Consider the following 17,939-nt stretch of genomic DNA (forward strand, 5'->3'; position numbering starts at 1 on the left):
CCGCGCGCTGCCGATATGATCTATCCCACACCCCTTGCGATTCTGCTCGCCGCGCTTGGCATACCGGCGGCGCTGATGACGGCTGCGATATCGCCCGCCTTCTGGTGGGTTGGGATGGCGTGGGCCGGGGCGGTCCTGATCGGGGGCCTTGTCGACGCGCTCATGCTGCGCGACTGGCCAAAGCTGGAGTTGGCCGCTCCGGCGCTGGTGCCGGTGGGAGAGCCCTTTCCGGTCAGCGTTACCGCAACATTCGCGAGCGCCCGCAAAAGAACGCTGGAATGGGCGCTTGGTGCCGGTCCGAGAATCGAGCTTGCGGGGGACGCGCGGAGGACCAGCGATACGGGAACCGCAGCGTGGACCGCGCGGGCAAGCCGGCGCGGCCCCGCCATTATCGGTCCAGCTTGGGCGCGCTGGCGCGGCCCGCTGGGGCTGGCATGGCGGCAGCGCAGGCTGGAACATAAGGAACGTGTCGGAGTCACGCAGAATATCGCGCCCCTGTACAGGCCGCCCGTGCAGGCGATGATGCGCGACGCCGCCGTCGGCATGGTCGCGCGGATGCACCAGGGCGAAGGGACGGAGTTTCAAAGTCTCGTCGAGTTTCGCACCGGCATGGACCGCCGCTCGATTGACTGGAAGCGTTCCGCCAGTCGCCGCGAACTGGTTGCCCGGGAGTACCGGACGGAACGTAACAACCAGATCGTCTTCGCACTTGATTGTGGGCGCGCGATGGTGGAACCGATCAAGGGCGTGACGCGGCTTGACCGCGCGGTCACTTCGGCGCTGACCGGCGCTTATGTGGCGTTGAAATCAGGTGACAGGGCGGCGATCTATGCCTTTGCATCACAACCGAAAACCGTGAGCGCCTTCGCAAGTGGAACAGGTCAGTTCCCACGGCTGCAATCGGCCGCTTCAGAGATTGACTACAGTCATGAGGAAACCAATTACACGCTCGGTTTGACGCAGCTTGGCGCGCGGTTGCAGCGGCGATCCCTGATTGTGGTGTTTACTGAATTCGCCGATCCGACCAGCGCTGAACTGCTGGTCGAGGCGGCGCAGCGCCTGCTGGAACGACATCTCGTCATTTTTATCCTGCAACGTGACGAGGAACTGGAAGCGGCGACAGAGATCAGACCTGAAACGCCCGAGGATGTCTCGCGCGCCGTCACCGCCGCCGCGTTGCTGAAGGAACGCCAATTGGTGATCACGCGCCTTCGCCATCTCGGCAGCCACATTGTGGAAAGTCGGCACGGCGAGACGCCCGAGCGCCTGATTGACGCGTATTTCGCCATCAAGCGCAGAGGTCTTCTGTGAGAGGGCTGGCAGGATATACGGCAACCCCGCTCGCCCGCAGCGACCGGTTTCGCAGCGAGCGCGAGGCTGACTGGTGGCGGCTCCAGACAATCATCGAAACGGTGGAAAGCAACTCTGCAAGTGACCTCGATGATGAAGAGCTGCTGCGCCTGCCGATATTGTACCGATCGGCATTGTCAGCGCTGTCCGTCGCCCGCGAAACGGCACTCGATGCGAACCTCATCGCGTATCTCGAAAATCTATGTCAGCGCGCCTATCTGATCCTTTACGGCGCACGTTCGCCGCTCGGGACATGGCTGAAGGACTTCTTCCGGCGCGGCTGGACCGTCGCGGTTCGCGGCATCTGGCTGGAAACGATGATGGTCGCGGGCCTTTTCCTTGCCGGCGCGCTCGCGGGTTATCTGCTCGCCAGCGGCGATGACAGCTGGTTTTACGCTTTCATGGACGCCGGGATGGCGGCCGGGCGTGACCCGACGGCAACGACGGAGGCGCTTCGCGCGACGCTTTACGGCGGCGACAGTGATGATAGCGGCCTGGAAATCTTCGCCATGTCGCTGTTCACCCACAATTCGCGTGTGTCGATACTCGCCTTCGCCCTTGGATTCGCGCTTGGCTTGCCAAGCATTCTTGTCATCCTGTCAAACGCGACGGGTCTTGGCGCCTTCGTGTCTGTCTTCGTCGCGAAGGGGCTTGGTGTCGGGGTCGGCGGCTGGCTGGCGATCCACGGCACGACGGAGATATTCGGCATCATCCTGTCCGGCGCTGCCGGCCTTCACTGCGCGCGCGGTGTCGTTTTTCCCGGCGATCTGACGCGGCTGGAGTCCGCCGCCCGCAATGGCCGCCGCGCGGCCATGGTCATGGTCGGGGTCATTGTCATGATGCTGGTCGCGGGTCTGCTAGAGGGTTTTGGCCGCCAGCTAATCGAGAACGACTATGGGCGCTACGGCATCGGGGCCGCGATGCTGCTGTTCTGGCTCGGCTATTTCTATCGGCGGGTCGGAAACACGGCATGACGACCGCCATGTTCCCCTGGGAGCGCGTGCCCACGCTCGAGCGGACCCTCGTGACCCCCGAAGGCGTCCCGCTGACCATTCGTCTCGCAACTGCGGGCACCCGCACCAGCGCCTTCATTCTCGATCTGGTGTTCATGGGCGTCATCTTGATCCTTATGACCATCATTCTGACGATTCTCGGCTTTGCGGCGGGATCGGAGTTCGTTCTGCGAATGCTTTTCATCCTGTGGCTGCTGGGCGCGTTCATATTGCGGATATTCTATTTTACCCTGTTTGAACTTCGTACGCGCGCGGCGACGCCGGGGAAGCGCAAGAACAATATCCGTGTGGCGGCCAGAAACGGCGGCAGGCTGACTGCGGATGCGATCGTCGCGCGCAATCTGTTTCGTGAAATCGAGGTCTTCCTGCCGCTCGCTTTCCTGTCCACGGCGCTCAGTGAAGGCACATTATCGACGGCGACGGGCTTTGCCGGCCTCGGCTGGACCAGCATCATGCTATTTTTCCCGCTCTTCAATCGCGATCGTCTGCGCGTTGGGGACTTTCTGGCGGGGACCTGGGTTATCGAACAGCCCCAGCAGGAGCTCGGCTTCGCCTTGTCGGCGCGTGATGCCGGCGATCAATATGATTTTACCGAGGAAGAGCTCGCCATTTACGGTGAACGCGAACTGATGACGCTGGAATATGTGCTCCGGCGTTCAGAGCCCGATGAGGAGGCCACCGTCGCCGCCGCCATCCGCACCAAGATGGGGCGCGAACCCGCCCATGACGACCGCGCATTTCTCAATGCATATTATGCCGCACTGCGCACCCGCCTTGAAAGCGGCATGCGGTTTGGCAGGCGGCGCGCAAGCAAGGATAGCGACGAGGTTCGCCCGGACCACGGCCCGCTTATGCGCTAATCGCCGCCCATCTATTCCTTGCTTTCGAATCCGCGGACATGCTGCACAAGCGCGTCCATTTCCTGATCCGAAAGCACGCCCTCCCACGGCGGCATCATGGGTGATTGCCCGACCGCGAGGCCGCCGCCCACCAGCACCGCCTTCAGCGCTTCGTCCGACCGCCATTTGTGATAATTGGGATCGCCGAAATCGGGCACATAGGCACCAAGTTCTTCAGAATCCGGACCATCGCCGCGCCCCTCGGCACCATGGCAGCGGGCACAATTGACGCCCCACAGGCTCGCTGTCTGCTCGGCCGTCAGGGCGGTGACGGGCGCAGCCTTCTTCTCGGCTGCCGCGATAAGGGCCTGCTCCGCGGCGGCCTGACCTTCGTCGCTATCGGCGGGCACCAGGCGCAAAAGCTGGCCGGTCGGCTGGTCATTGTCACCCATGACGGTGATCAGGATGTTCCCATCGGGTGCCTGTATCACGCTGGTCGGGCCGCGCTGCGCGACATCGGACGTCCGCGCGATCGCGGTGACCGTCTCGACGCGTTCCGCGTCGAGCGGCAGGATGAATATCTCGCCGGAGTAATTGTCCATGAAGACATAATGACCGTCCGCCTGCGGGACGACACTGCCACGATAGGGGGTGCCGCCGATGACGGAGCGCAAAAAGGCGGTGTGCTGGTAGGTATAGACGGGCTCGCGTTCCTCGCCTGCGATGGTTTCCGGCCTCGTGTAGCGTTCCTGCTCTTCAAAGCCCTCGATGAACGGAAACTGGTAGTTCCCGCCTTTTTCGATCTTGTTGACCTCTTCCCACACAGTCGAGCCGACTTCGCCAGCCCATAGCTCCCCTGTATATGTGTCAAAGGCGATGCGGAACGGGTTCCGCAGGCCGAGCGCCCAATATTCTTCCATCGCGCCCGCGCGGCCGACAAACGGATTGTCGAGGGGAATGAAATAGTTCGCGGTCTGGCCCTTTTTCGGCTGCGTCTCGATGGGCTTCGATATGTCGCCGCCCTGCATATCGACGTCGATGCGGAACACGCCGCCCATGAACCCGCAATCGATTTTCTGATGACAGGCGGTTTCCGAATTTTCACCGACGGCAAGATACAGCATGCCGTCGGGACCGAACTCGACCGAGCCGCCATTATGGTAGCCGTCATTGTTTCGTTCCTGCGCGATCAGCGGCGTTCGCGTCGCGCGCCGTGCCGCTTCGTCGGCACCGGACAGATCAAACCGCTCCAGCCGGTTCGTCTGGCCGTCCGCGCGATATTCCGTGAAGTAAATGTAGACAAAGGCATTGCCGTCGTCATCTGCGCCAAACCGTGGGTGCAGGTCGAAACCCAGCGCGCCGTTCTCCATTTCGACATCGCCGACATCCGCGCGCAGGTCGACAAGCAGTGTCTTATTCGTGCCCGCCGGATAGTCGGCGCTGTAAAGGCTGCCATTCCGTTCCAGCACATAAACCGTGTTCGGATCGCTGTCGGCAAACTGCGCCATGATCGGGGTTTCAAAGCGCGTGTCGCCAATCGCGCTGACGAGCGTATAGGGCAGGTCACTTTCCACGTTGGCGGACACCCGCAAATTGGTCACCCACGCCGCGAAATCGCGGTCTGTCGTGAACTTCATCGCGATGATGAGGGGGCTGAGCGCGAACAGGACCACCAGCCATGCCCATGGCGACTTCAACAGGATGAATATATTTGCAAAACCGGCGCCAAAGGCCTGCGGTGCCTTATTCTGCCCGCGCGCCTGCTGCACGATGGCGAAGGTGATCAGCAGGATCACGACGCTGGACAGGGTCGCCTGCAGCAGGAATTCCGGTGAGAAATTCACGCTGCTCAGCAGGAACAGATACAGCGACGCCGCAACGATGCCCACCAGCAGCGCATATAGTTCCTTTGCGAATCGCCTGGCATTGGCAAAGACGTCCCATCCATTGATCAGGCGGTTGCCAAGCGCCGCGATAAGGGTCGCGATGAAAACGCTGGTAATCACCGTGCGCATGTCGGCGGCGCTGAAGGATATCTCCGGCAGTTTCAGCAGCGCCTTGGGAATGATGCGCACAGACTGCGCCATTTCCGCTCCCAGCCGAACTCCGATGATGACGAGCAGCATTTGAAGTGCCAGTATCGCAGCGCGTTTCGCCATGAAGCGTTCCAATTTCCATCTTCAATCAACCGAATGACGCTGCGCCCATAGGCGATGGAGTCCTGAAAAGAAATGAATATGATGCGCCGTTTAACCGCCTTTTTCGCCCTGCCGCTCATCGCCGGACCCGTCCTTGCGGAGGATGTCCGCATGGATATCGTCGTCACAGCCGCGCGCACGGCCCCGCCTTCGCCCAGTGCGAATGTTCTCGGCGGAGCGGCATTGTCCCGGCACGCATCCGAGGATCTGACCGACAGTCTGGCCCGAGTCGCCGGTGTTCGCGCGTTTCGAAAAGGGGGCCTTGGCGGCAGCGCTTACGTCGCGCTGCGCGGCGGTGAGCCGAACTTCACCGCTGTCCTGATCGAGGGCGCGCTGGTCACGGACCCTACGAATACACAGGGCGGCGGCTTCGACTTCGCGCAGCTTGCGCCGTCGGTGGTCGAACGCATGACGATCGTCCCTGGGGCCTTGTCCGCGGTGCAGGGGGCAGAGGCGCTGTCCGGTGCGGTCGATATTCGCCTGAAACGGCCGACCGAAAGCGTGTCAGCGGCGGGGCAGGGGCGTATTGATACGGATGGCGGCATCGCCTTCGACCTTTCCGCAGGCCTGCCGATAGGGGATGGCGGCCTTTTGATCGGCGGCAGCCATGCCGACCGGGAAAGCGAGGCGCAGCAATCCTTGCGGCGGCGGACCCAGGCACTGGCCCGTTTCAGCCAGAATGTCGGCGGCGTCGCTTTTGGTCTGACGGCCCTTCACAGCGATTTTCGGCGTACGGGTTTCCCAGAGGATAGCGGCGGCGTCCTCTTGGCCGCGAACCGCGAGCAGGAACGCCGGGAGGGCAATTTCACGCTGATCGCCGCCGACATCGTCCGTAGCGAGGGTGCGCTGCGCCCGGAACTCAGATTTAGTTGGTCACGGACCGCCGCCGATGTCGCGACGCCGGCCATCTTCCCCGGCACCTTCGATGCCGTGCCCGCCATCACCAGCGACACGGTTTTCCAGCGGTATCAGGTGGATGCGGGCATTAATTGGGATGCGGTCGAAGCTCTCCGATTCGCCCTGGGCGGAAGTTTCGTACGGGAGGCGGGGGAGAATGTCGGTACGCTCGATATCGACTTCCCGTTGCCAACGGCCTTCGACATCAGCCGCGAGCGCGTCGGCGCCTATTTGGAGGGCACATTCGCGCCGGTTCCCTCCGTCAGCCTCACCGCCAGTGTCCGCCTGGACGACCCTGAGGAATTGAGCCCGGAATGGACTGTGCGGACGTCGGGGCGCTGGCGGGTCGCCGAGAATGGCCCGACCTTGTTTGCCTCATATGGAGAGGGGTATCGCCTGCCGAGCCTCTTTGCGCTCGCCTTTCCGCTGATCGCCAACCCCGACCTCAGGCCGGAACGTAGCCGTAGCTGGGAAGCAGGCGTTTCCCAGAAGGTCGGCAGCGGCACTGTCACGCTCAGCCTGTTCGACACGCGCTACACGGACCTCATCGACTTCGAGCCCGCGCTGTTCACCAATGTGAATCGCGCCCGGGTCGACACACGCGGCGCGGAAGCCAGGGGTGACCTGACCCTGGGCGCATGGCGGCTGGGCGCCAGCCTGTCCTATCTTGATATCGACGTGGCGGAAGGACAGTCACAGCTGCGCAGCCGCCCTGAGTGGCAGGGCAGTCTCGGCGTTTCGCGTGAATGGGACAATGGTCTGGCGGCATCGCTGACGCTCCTTGGCGTCGCCGACAGTTTCGATGCATCGATCCCGACGGGCCTTGTCGAGCTTGACGGCTTCGTGACGATCGATGCCGCCCTCACCGTGCCGCTGCATAAGGGCGTTGCCCTCAGGCTCGACGCACGCAACCTGCTGGATGAAGACTATCAGGAAAGTGTCGGCGTTCCCGCGCTCGGGATCACCGGCAGCGCGGGCATCGTGTTCGGTTTCTAGCGGCCTGCCAGACGCTCATAGACTGGGATGTAGTTCTGTACGGAGCGATCCCAGTTTCGCGCCTCGGCGACCCAGGTCTTCGCCGTTCTGATGCGTTGCGGCCATGATGCGCGATCTTCGAACATCGCAATCAGCGCTTCGGCCGCCGCATCGACATCGCCTGCGGTGAACAGCGTTCCCGTCACGCCGTCCTCAATCAGTTCGCGGTGGCCGCCAACGTCGCTCGCGGCGACCATCTTCTCCTGCGCCATGGCCTCCAGCGGCTTTAGCGGCGTCACGAGCTCGGTCAGCCGCATTGGCTTTCGTGGGTAGGCGAGGATATCTACGAGCGAATAATAGCGCTCGACGTCGCTATGCGGCACGCGGCCGGTGAAGATCACACGGTGCGGCTCGGGCAGGGCCGCGGCCTGCGCCTTCAGCGCCGCTTCCCTCGGGCCGCCGCCCACCAGCAGCAGCCTCGCCTTCGGTCTTGCGGCGGCGATCTTCGGCATGGCGGCGATCAGATCGTCCAGCCCTTCATAATCATAGAACGATCCCAGAAATCCGATGGTATCCGCGTCGCTCAGGCCGAGTTCTTCGGCAAGTACATCGTCGCGCGGCCCCGGCGTGCCGAACTGCGACAGGTCGACCGCATTCGGGATCGAGAATAATTTATCCTCTGAAATACCGCGCGTCTTGAGGTCGTGAAGCAGCCCCTCGCAGATTGCGCCGACGGCATCCGCCTGGCGGCAGGCGGACGTTTCCATCGCTTTGGTCATGCGAAACTTGAAATCGCCTTCCGTTCCCGTGCCATTGCCGACGGCGGCATCCTCCCAGAATGCGCGGATTTCATATACGATGGGCAGACCGGCCTTCCGCGCTGCCTGGCGCGCGCCGAGAAATGTCAGGACGGGAGAGTGGCAGTGAACGATGTCCGGCCGCTCGCTTTCGATAAGCTGGGCGACCTTGCGTCCTGTCGCGCGGATTTCACCGACCAGCGGGATCGGACCGGCGGCCCCCGCACGGTGAAATGTCAGTCCCTCCGCCGTCTCCGGATCAGGCCCTTCTTTCATATGCCGCGGGCTCGTGACCATGACAGGTTCCCAGCCCAGCCGCTTCTGTCCTTCGATGAGCGCGCGCGTGCGAAAGGAATAACCGCTGTGCAGCGGCAGCGAGTGGTCGAGAACGTGGAGGATCTTCACGCCTTGGTGCGGGCCCTCAAGTCATCGACGCAGCGACTGGCGGTTCTGCCGTCCCAGAATTCAGGCTTGCGCGGCGCGGGGGCGTCGGCGGCGATGGCCGTTTCCAGTTCATCCAGCAGCGTGTCAGGCGTGATGAGCCGATTTGTGCCCTGTTCAATCGTGATTGGCCGTTCGGTATTGTCGCGCAGGGTCAGGCACGGAATGCCAAGATAGGTGGTTTCCTCCTGCAGACCGCCGCTATCGGTAATCACCAGCTGCGAATCCTTCATCAGCGACATGAAGGGCAGGTAGCTTTGCGGCGGCACAATCTGAATGCCCGCATCGGTCAGTGTCGTTTCCAGGCCGAACTCTTCCATGCGTCCCCTGGTGCGCGGGTGCATCGGGAAAATCAGCGGCAGGTGCTTCGCCGCCTTGGCCAGTTCGCCGCAAATCTTCGTGAACTTTTCCTTTTCATCCACATTTGACGGGCGGTGCATCGTGATGATGCCATAGCGGCCCGGCGTCAGCCCGAATGTCCCGGCACTGTTTTCGGCGTCCAGCTTCGGGCGGATACGCTCCAGGCTGTCGAGCATGATGTTACCGACGCGCGACACGCGGGAAGCGGGAATGCCCTCCGCGGCAAGATTTTCATCGCCGTCGGGCGACGGTGTCCACATCACGTTGGACAGGACGTCGGTGACCAGTCGGTTAATTTCTTCCGGCATTTCCCGGTCGCCAGAGCGCAGTCCCGCCTCCAGATGGACGACCGGGATGTGCAGTTTCGCACCGACCATGGCGCAGGCCGCCGTGGAGTTCACGTCGCCGACGACAATCAGCCAGTCGGGCCGCTGCTCCATCGCGATTTTCTCATAGGCGATCATGACGCTGCCGGTCTGCTCGGCATGCGTACCCGATCCGACGCCCATATGGTGATTCGGACGCGGCAGGCCGAGATCCTCGAAAATGTCATCAGACATGTTCGCGTCATAATGCTGGCCCGTGTGGATCAGCACGGGTTCGAAATCCTGGGCCGCCGTCAGGGCATGCCACAATGGCGCAACCTTCATGAAATTGGGGCGGGCAGCGGCGATCAGGTGAACGATTGCGGGCATGAAGCGCTAGCTTTCCTCATTGAAATCGCGCCCCCTATGCGGGCGCGGATGGATACTGTAAACCTCGTGGCAACATAGCGCGGGTATGACGCCCTCGTCTTAAACTTTTGTGGATCAACCGCTCGTGATCGATAATTTGGCTCTGCTAGGTGCCCATCTCATGATGGGAATCATGCTTTGGAAGATCATTGTCCGTGAGGAAAAGGCCCGCGATGCGGCCTTTCAGAAGGGTCTGAAGAAGCAGCGCGGCCATGTCAAAGGCCTGCGGAAACGTCCCCGCTGAGTGCGCGACCTCCTTCTCCTCGGCATCCTCTTCGCGTTCATTTTCGCCTCCTTCCGCGTGCCCTATTTCATGGCGCTCGGTTATCTCTGGGTCGACTTTCTGCAACCCCAGCGAATTGGCTATTATGTTTTCAACCAGCTGCCAGTGGCGATGATTTTAGGCGTCGGAGCGTTGATCACATTTCTCCTTTTCGACAAGGAAAAGAAGCTGCGCTTTGGTCTGTTGCAGGCCCTCGTCACGTTATTCGTCGTCTATGCCGTGGTAGCGACATATGGGTGGGCGGTCGTACCATCGGGTATTGAAAAGCTCGATTCGATGTCGAAAGCTCTGCTTTTCTCCGCATTTTTGCCGATGATTTTAACGACGCGCCTGCGTATTGAAGCTGCGCTTGCCGTGATCCTATGCTCTATATCGGCCATAACGCTATCCGCTGGCGGCAAAGTACTCGTCGGCGGTGGTGGCTACGGTGCGTCCCTGTTCCTCGTAAATAACAACACAGGTCTTTACGAGGCATCAACGCTTTCTACGACGGCACTGGCGCTGGTGCCGATGTTGTGGTGGTTTTACAAGCATAATAGCTTTGTCAGGGCCAGCAAGTTTACTTTAATTATTACGCTTGGCATCATCCTCTCCATGTGCCTCGTGACTATTGGCGCGGAGGCCCGTACCGGGCTTCTCTCAATGGGTATGCTCGGCTTTTTGTTATGGCTGCGGAGCAGCAAGAAGATCATTTCGGGTGTTGCGTTGGGGGTGTTGCTGGTTGGATCAATACCATTTTTGCCAGCTAGCTTCACCGAGCGCATGTCGACGCTTGAGACTTTTAACTCCGATAAATCGGCGTCTACGCGGATTGCTGTTTGGAAATGGACACTGGATTACGTTTCTGAAAACCCGTTTGGTGGCGGCTTTCATATCTATAAGATAAATAATGTTACGGTCGAAATGTCCGAGACGACTGTTGAAGGCAATACGACGGATAGGGTTGATTTTTCAGTAAAAGATCGAGCTCGTGCGTTTCATTCAGCCTATTTTGAGGTGCTCGGTGAACTTGGCATACCAGGGCTGGCAATCTGGCTGAGCATCGTCACCGGGGCTTTATACAAAGCTCGTGCCGTCGTTAAGCGAGAGCGCAAATTGGTGACTCCCCTCTTAAATACGGAAACCGGTGAAGAACGAGAAATGTCGGACTGGGCACGGGATTTCGGGCGATCCATGTCAATCACCATTCTTGTCTATCTCACGGGCGCACTTTTTGTCGGCATTGCGACCCAGCCTACGCTGTACACAATGATCTCCTTATTGGTTTCGGTCTGGTACCTAAGAAGCGATCACCTTGCGAATGTGATCGAAAGAGGGCGCAAGGCATCGTTCAAGAATGCGCACATAGTACGTCCGAGCACAGTGCTCGCTTAGGGTCGCCATTTATGTGCGCGATTCGCCAGGTCTCGGAATTGCCGACGTGCGGCCATATGATAGCAATTTCGACTGGGCGGGGCGCTCTACAAAATGGTACAATAACACCGAGCTAATTGCTACGGCAACCAGATAGAAGATAATTTCCATTTCGCTCATTATACCTGAAGCGTCTACGAAAACGAGCTTTGTAAGTGTAAGTAGCAGGTAGTGACTTAGATATGTTGCGTAGGATACTTCACCAATATAGACGAGTGGTTTCCATTGTAGCCAATTTGTGTGTTGCCATCCGCACATCCACCAGATGATCGCGCACCACAAAAGAGGCACAACGGGTGTTTCCGGCTGAACACTGAGAGCAAGAACACACGATATCACAAGGACTAATGCGGGAACGCTGCTTTTCGAGGTCATAAGGCCGCGCCGATAAAATTCACTCAGGCACATCCCTATAGAGAATTGTGTGAGGCAGCGTGGAATTCCGGTCCACGGAATACCTCCGGCAAAATCGGCGTCTAGCCACCAAAAGCTTAAATATAACAATGTCATCATAAATATAATGAGAGCGAAGATTATGATGTTACTACGGCGATGTAGCGCAAGCATTGCTAGCAAGAACGGAAAGAGGAGGTAGGCAGCGAATTCTACGGAAATCGACCAAGCCGGGACGTTCCAAGCTAACTGATTTAAAAATCCCCAGTTCTGTACAAGAAATATGGATGCGATAAAGTAACCGGGTTGGTACGATGAAGTAAATTCAGATCCATATAAATGTGCCGATAAGCCATATGCGCCATAAATTAATAATATAAATGCATGCAAAGGATAAATCCGAGCAAATCTTTTTTTCATAAAAGACCGCATGCTCTGAAATGATATGGAAACTCGGTCACAATAGTTTAAGTATATTACAAATCCAGAAAGAACGAAGAACATATCTACAGCGAGATTGCCGTATGAAACAACATTGATTAGTGTTTCTGGCAGATAGGGTACCAGAAACCGCCGGAGATGGTAGAAAACGACGAACCAAGCCGCGATTCCGCGTAAGCTGGTCAACTGATCGATGCTGCTGCGCGCTGCTATACTCGTCATGCCGGGCTGCTAGCATGATCGCAGTTAATGGTAAATGTAGGCAGGGCCTGCAAGAACCTGTTGGAACTGGCTCACGTATTTCTGAGGTGCAAAGGCTCCAGGCGATTGTTATAGATACAAAATACTGACTTTTTCATCGTGTGGACTGTTCATACGGGCAGTGCGTCATTCACTATGCTGTTCCGTGCACGCGCAATTTTCGAGGTGTGATTTTATTGTATGCGAGCAGGCTTTCCTTCCCAGCTCCGCTATGTTGATGATGCCCAGCCGGGCATCTCGCGGCGCTGGCGGTACAAGCGCTGGCATTATTTCGATCCCCACGGCGAACGCATCGCCCGGCAGCGGGATATTAATCGACTGAACGGCCTCGCTGTGCCGCCGGCCTATGAAAATGTCTGGTACTGCCAGTGGCCCGATGGGCATTTGCAGGCGACGGGCCGCGATGCGAAGGGGCGCAAACAATATCGCTACCACCCGGAATTCCGGGCGCTGCGCGAGGCTGACAAATTTTCCCGCACCGTCGAATTCGGGCGCGCGCTTCCGGTCCTGCGCGAACAGGTGGAGGCCGATCTACGCCGCCGGAACCTGTCGCGCGAACGTGTCCTCGCGGCGATGGTCCGGCTGCTGGATGCCGGCCGCATCCGCGTGGGGAACGATGATTATGCGCGGCGAAACAACACGAAGGGCGCGACGACGCTGACGGATGAGGATGTCGATGTTCGCGGGGACAGGCTCTATCTGGAATATACGGCGAAGGGCGGCAAGGCGCGAAAGCTTCACGTGGATGACGGTTCGCTGGCCCGGCTCGCCCGGCGATGCCAGGATCTTCCGGGTCAGCACCTTTTCGCCTGGGAAGGCGACGACGGCAAAGGCCACCGGGTTTCATCAGATGAAGTGAACGCATATATCCGCGCCGCCACGCAAAGCGACTTCACGGCGAAACATTTCCGAACATGGCACGCGAGTGCGATTGCGTTTCGCCAGATCGTGCGGTCCGGGGGTGACCTGACGCTGAAGGACATGCTGGCACCGGTCGCGAAGGAACTCGGCAATACGATCGCGATAAGCCGCAAGTCATATGTGCACCCCGCGCTGATCGAATATGCGAAGAATCACGCGTCTACGGATGTTGCCGGGTTGAAACTGCCCCCGGCGACGGCCTATCTGCGCCCACATGAACGTGGCTTGATTGATTTCCTGGCACGCATTTAGAAGCACCACGATCAGGGGACGAGACCGTGCAGGACAGCGCGCAGGATGGGGCACAGGGTGCCGCGGAAAATGTGCAGGATGCCGTCACGCAGCCTGCCGCCAGGGTCATCGACTATGCCGATCAGGTGCTCGACTGGGTCAGGAACGATTCGGCAGACGTGCTGATTTACTGTGCGGCGGCGTTCGTTCTTTACCTGACCCTCGTTCTGATCCGCGAAGGTTTCAAGAAACTCGCCGGCGATCCCGAACGGCACGGCGTCTATAGCTGGAAAGGCATTTTTGGCCGTCTCGTGCGCCGCACGCGCAGCTTTTTCCTGCTCGCCTGCGCGGCCGAAGCGGTCATCCTGACCGTCGATGCCCCCGCCGGTTTTCAGCGTGTCGTCGGCTTTTTCTTTACCGTCGCCGCCGTCATTCAGGGCGCGATTTGGATCCGCGAGTTCATTCTGGCCGTCATCGCGCGAAAGGCGAACGATCCGAATGAAGACGAATCCACCTTGCAGACGGCCATGGGTATCATCCGGCTGCTGGTGTCGATTGTCGTCTGGGCCCTCGCAGTCATCCTCATCCTCGACAATATCGGCGTCGACATCACTGCGCTCGTCGCGGGTCTTGGTGTCGGCGGCATCGCCATCGGCCTGGCGGCGCAGGGCATCTTCTCCGACCTGTTCGCCGCGCTTTCCATCATTTTCGACGAGCCCTTCAAAAAGGGTGACGTGATCAACTATGGGGCCATCACCGGCACGGTCGAGAACATCGGGTTGAAGACAACCCGCGTACGCGCTCTTGATGGCGAGGAAGTCATCGTTTCGAACACGAAGCTTCTTGATGATAATATTCGCAATCTCGCGCAGTTCCGGCGGCGGCGTGTGGTCCTTCATTTCGGCGTGACCTATCAGACGCCGCCCAAGGTTCTGAATTCGCTCCAGGGTGAGCTTGAGGCACTGGTCAGCGATATTCACGGCGCGACATTCGACCGGCTTCACGCCTTTCAGTTCGGGTCAAGCTCGATCGATTGCGAACTGGTGTTCTATTCCGAGAGCGCGGACTATGGCGAGATGATGCAGCGGCGGCACGATGTGATGCTGGCCCTGATGACCCGCTTCGCTGAGATGGACGTTGATTTCGCTTATCCGACGCAGGTTGAGTTCATTGCCGGCCCGGATGGAAAGCCAATCGACCCCAGAATCGTACGCGATGAGGATAAGACGGGAACGGACTAGCGAATTTGCGGCGTTATTCCGGCGCTTGCCCGGGCACCAGCCGTCGAGGGCTCGCCGCCGCGGCGCGCCTTGTCGATTGCGCCTGAAAACGTCCCTTATCGCTGGCCAATTGCGCTCGGTCGCCGTAAGAGAAATGCCATAAATTGACTTTGGCAGGATGCGGAAATCTTGGACGAGAATAGCCCGGTAGCAGGCGGCGGCGGGGACGACGATATTCGTCCCATCGACATTACGGAGGAGATGAAGACCTCCTACCTCGATTATGCCATGAGCGTAATCGTCAGCCGTGCGCTGCCCGATGTGCGCGATGGCCTGAAACCCGTGCATCGGCGTATCATCTATTCCGCCTATGAAAGCGGTTATGTCGCCGGGCGGCCCTATCGCAAATCCGCGCGCATCGTCGGCGACGTCATGGGTAAATATCACCCGCACGGCGACAGCGCGATTTACGACGCCCTCGTGCGCATGGCGCAGCCCTGGTCGCTGCGCGTTCCCCTGATCGACGGTCAGGGCAATTTCGGCTCTCAGGACCCCGACGCCGCCGCCGCCATGCGCTACACCGAAAGCCGTCTGCAGCGCGTGACGGAGGAACTGACCACCGATCTCGACAAGAACACGGTGGATTTCATCGACAATTATGACGGGTCGGAAAGCGAGCCGTCCGTCCTGCCGGCGCGCTTTCCGAACCTGCTGGTCAATGGCGCGGGCGGCATCGCCGTCGGCATGGCGACCAATATCCCGCCGCATAATCTGGGCGAGGTTGTCGACGCGGCGCTTGCCTATATCGAAAATCCGGCGGTCACCGCCGAGGACCTTATGGAATTCGTACCCGCCCCGGACTTTCCAACCGGCGGCTATGTCATGGGCAAGGGCGGCATGGCGGCGGCCTATACGACCGGCCGCGGCAGTGTCATCATGCGGGCGCGTTCCAATATCGAACAGCGTCAGGGCGGCGCCGAACGCATCGTCTTCACCGAAGTCCCGTTTCAGGTCGGCCTTGATAATCTGGAGGAAAAGATCGCCGAGGCGGTCAAGGACAAGCGTATCGAGGGCGTCAGCGAAGTTCGCGACGAATCCAACCGCAATGGCGTCCGCATGGTGATCGAGCTGAAGCGCGATGCGTCGGCCGACGTCGTGCTGAACCAGCTCTATCGCTACACCCCCGCCCAATCCAGTTTCAGCTTCAACATGCTTGCCATCCGCGGCGGGCGGCCGGAGCTTCTCAACCTTCGCGACATCATCGAAGCGTTTATCCGCTTCCGTGAGGAAGTCATTACGCGCCGTGCGAAATTCGAGCTGGAAAAGGCGCGCGACCGGGCCCACATCCTGCTCGGCCTTGTCGTTGCCGTGTCCAACATGGACGAGGTGGTACGCATCATTCGCGGCGCTGCCAGCCCTGCTGTGGCACGTGAGGAGCTGCTCGCAAAGGATTGGGACCGCAGTGAAATCGCGGAATATATCGCGCTTGTCGAGGGTGACGGTGTGCGCGGCGCGGTCGTGGAAGGCGACCGTTATAATCTAAGCGACCGGCAGGTGCGGGCGATCCTCGACCTTCGCCTTAATCGCCTGACGCAGCTGGGCCGCGAGGAAATCGGCGGCGAACTGAAAGAGATCAGCTACACGATCGAGGACCTGCTCGACATTCTCGGCAATCGCGCGCGATTGTACAGCGTCATGCGTGAGGAGCTGGAGGCCGTCCGCGACGCCTATGCCACCCCGCGCCGCACCGAAATCCTGCCCTATCTCGACGATATTGACGATGAGGATCTGATCGAGCGCGAGGAGAGCGTCGTCACCGTCACGCTGACGGGCTATATCAAGCGCGTCCCGCTCAGCATCTACCGCGCGCAGAAACGCGGCGGCAAGGGCCGTTCCGGCCTTAATATGAAGGACGAGGACGTCGTCACGCAGCTGTTCGTGACCTCCACGCACACGCCCGTCCTGTTCTTTTCCTCCGCGGGCAAGGTCTACCGCCTGAAAGTCTGGAAACTGCCGGAGGGCACGCCGCAGTCGCGTGGCCGCGCCATGGCGAACCTCCTTCCGCTGGAGGAGGGGGAGACGATCTCCACCGTCCTGCCGCTGCCGGAGGACGAGGCCGAATGGGGCGCGCTCAACGTCGTCTTCGCCACCCGCAACGGCTCCGCACGCCGCAACGCCATGGACCTGTTCACCAACATCCCGACGCGCGGCAAGCTCGCCATGCGCTTCGATGAGGGGTCGGACGACGCGCTGGTCGGCGTCGCGCTTTGCACCGATGACCAGGACGTGTTCCTGGCCACCCGCAACGGCAAGGCCATCCGCTTCGCCTCCACCGATGTACGTTCCTTCACCAGCCGCACGTCGACCGGCGTGCGCGCCATCACGCTGAAGGGCGACGACCGCGTCATGTCGCTCTCCGTCATCGACGGGGCGGAAGAGGCCGAGGACATGATCCTGACGGTCAGCCAGAATGGCTTTGGCAAGCAGACGCCCTCGTCCGAATATCGCCGCATCAGGCGCGGCGGGCAGGGCGTCGCCAATATCGACATGACCGACAAGACGGGGCCGGTCGTGGCCAGCTTCCCGCTGGAGGCGGGCGCGCAGCTGATGCTTGTCACCGATCAGGGCAAGCTCATCCGCATCCCCACCACCAACGTCCGCACCACCAGCCGCGCCACCCAGGGCGTCACCCTGTTCAAGGTCGCCAACAACGAAAAAATCGTCTCCGCCGCCAAGATCCTCGAAGAGGACGACGACGAAGACCACGCCGACGACCAGGGCGAAGGCGCAGCGGTGCTGGAAGCCCCGGGCGACGTGATTGACGCCGAGGTACCGGACGGGGAGTGAGGTGATTGGGGTGTGGGAGTAGGTCTACTAACGTCCGGACTCATTGGAGCCACCAAGTGACGAATGCTGCGATGGCGATGGTGGCCGTGAAGGTTTTGATATTGCGATCGCACCGGCTTGCTATGCGTTGCCAGTCCTAGAAGCGGCAGAACATGCGCTCGATGACATTGCGCTGGCGATAGATTTGCCGGTGGTGCTCGATCTGAACCTTGCGATTGGATTTTGACGGGATGACAGGAGTAGTTCCGCGCACGATCAATTACGACCGCAAGGCGTCGCTGTCGTAGCCTCTATGGACAACCGGATAATTCGATAGCGGCATGGC

General features: G+C 60.0%; 13 protein-coding genes. 9 read left to right on the forward strand and 4 right to left on the reverse strand.

All coding sequences use genetic code 11. The features are described from left to right. Positions 1-15: 15 nt before the first annotated feature. Genes KCG44_RS06555 through KCG44_RS06565 form a run of 3 tightly spaced genes read left to right on the forward strand, consistent with a single transcriptional unit; the run spans position 16 to position 3,223 of the window. Positions 16-1,311 (forward strand): DUF58 domain-containing protein, encoded by a 1,296-nt coding sequence (locus KCG44_RS06555; RefSeq protein ID WP_218445085.1) that lies wholly within the window; start codon positions 16-18, stop codon positions 1,309-1,311. Then, positions 1,308-2,324 carry a stage II sporulation protein M gene (locus KCG44_RS06560; protein ID WP_218445086.1) on the forward strand — a complete coding sequence of 339 codons (1,017 nt, stop codon included), beginning with the start codon at positions 1,308-1,310 and terminating at the stop codon, positions 2,322-2,324. Before KCG44_RS06555 ends, KCG44_RS06560 begins: the two co-directional genes overlap by 4 nt. After that, positions 2,321-3,223, forward strand: a complete 903-nt coding sequence (locus tag KCG44_RS06565) for an RDD family protein (protein WP_255536382.1) — start codon at positions 2,321-2,323, stop codon at positions 3,221-3,223. The genes KCG44_RS06560 and KCG44_RS06565 overlap by 4 nt, the downstream gene beginning before the upstream one ends. A gap of 11 nt (positions 3,224-3,234) precedes the next feature. Here KCG44_RS06565 and KCG44_RS06570 read toward each other — a convergent pair whose 3' ends face one another. Continuing rightward, positions 3,235-5,361 (reverse strand): PQQ-dependent sugar dehydrogenase, encoded by a 2,127-nt coding sequence (locus KCG44_RS06570; protein ID WP_218445087.1) that lies wholly within the window; start codon positions 5,359-5,361, stop codon positions 3,235-3,237. Between the two features lie 78 nt (positions 5,362-5,439). Between KCG44_RS06570 and KCG44_RS06575 the strand changes: the two genes are divergently transcribed. Further along, entirely contained in the window at positions 5,440-7,293 is a 1,854-nt protein-coding gene (locus tag KCG44_RS06575) for a TonB-dependent receptor plug domain-containing protein (RefSeq protein WP_218445089.1), read from the forward strand. Here KCG44_RS06575 and KCG44_RS06580 read toward each other — a convergent pair. Then, on the reverse strand, positions 7,290-8,474 hold the full coding sequence (locus KCG44_RS06580; protein WP_218445090.1) for a TIGR04063 family PEP-CTERM/XrtA system glycosyltransferase: 1,185 nt from the start codon (positions 8,472-8,474) through the stop codon (positions 7,290-7,292). The two genes, KCG44_RS06575 and KCG44_RS06580, sit on opposite strands and share 4 nt — an antisense overlap. Further along, the gene (gene wecB / locus KCG44_RS06585; RefSeq protein ID WP_218445091.1) at positions 8,471-9,565 is read right to left on the reverse strand and encodes a non-hydrolyzing UDP-N-acetylglucosamine 2-epimerase; all 1,095 of its coding nucleotides are present in this window, start codon (positions 9,563-9,565) and stop codon (positions 8,471-8,473) included. Before wecB ends, KCG44_RS06580 begins: the two co-directional genes overlap by 4 nt. Positions 9,566-9,848: 283 nt before the next feature. On the opposite strand from wecB, the gene KCG44_RS14535 reads away from it, so the two are divergent. Then, positions 9,849-11,261 carry a DUF5935 domain-containing protein gene (locus KCG44_RS14535; protein ID WP_218445092.1) on the forward strand — a complete coding sequence of 471 codons (1,413 nt, stop codon included), beginning with the start codon at positions 9,849-9,851 and terminating at the stop codon, positions 11,259-11,261. Between the two features lie 9 nt (positions 11,262-11,270). Here the strand turns inward: KCG44_RS14535 and KCG44_RS14540 are convergent, their stop codons facing one another. Continuing rightward, complete coding sequence (locus KCG44_RS14540; protein ID WP_218445094.1) at positions 11,271-12,356, reverse strand: acyltransferase family protein; 1,086 nt, start codon at positions 12,354-12,356, stop codon at positions 11,271-11,273. A 219-nt stretch (positions 12,357-12,575) separates the two neighbouring features. On the opposite strand from KCG44_RS14540, the gene KCG44_RS06600 reads away from it, so the two are divergent. From KCG44_RS06600 to KCG44_RS06615, 4 genes are all read left to right on the forward strand, one after another. Beyond that, on the forward strand, positions 12,576-13,568 hold the full coding sequence (locus tag KCG44_RS06600; protein ID WP_218445095.1) for a DNA topoisomerase IB: 993 nt from the start codon (positions 12,576-12,578) through the stop codon (positions 13,566-13,568). 26 nt (positions 13,569-13,594) lie between these two features. After that, complete coding sequence (locus KCG44_RS14545) at positions 13,595-14,788, forward strand: mechanosensitive ion channel family protein (protein ID WP_218445096.1); 1,194 nt, start codon at positions 13,595-13,597, stop codon at positions 14,786-14,788. A gap of 165 nt (positions 14,789-14,953) precedes the next feature. After that, positions 14,954-17,614 carry a DNA gyrase subunit A gene (gyrA, locus tag KCG44_RS06610; protein ID WP_439651440.1) on the forward strand — a complete coding sequence of 887 codons (2,661 nt, stop codon included), beginning with the start codon at positions 14,954-14,956 and terminating at the stop codon, positions 17,612-17,614. Positions 17,615-17,657: 43 nt separating this feature from the next. Further along, entirely contained in the window at positions 17,658-17,840 is a 183-nt protein-coding gene (locus KCG44_RS06615; RefSeq protein ID WP_218445099.1) for a hypothetical protein, read from the forward strand. Positions 17,841-17,939: the final 99 nt, after the last annotated feature.

This window comes from Pacificimonas pallii (assembly GCF_019204005.1).
Classification (GTDB): Bacteria; Pseudomonadota; Alphaproteobacteria; order Sphingomonadales; family Sphingomonadaceae; genus Pacificimonas; species Pacificimonas pallii.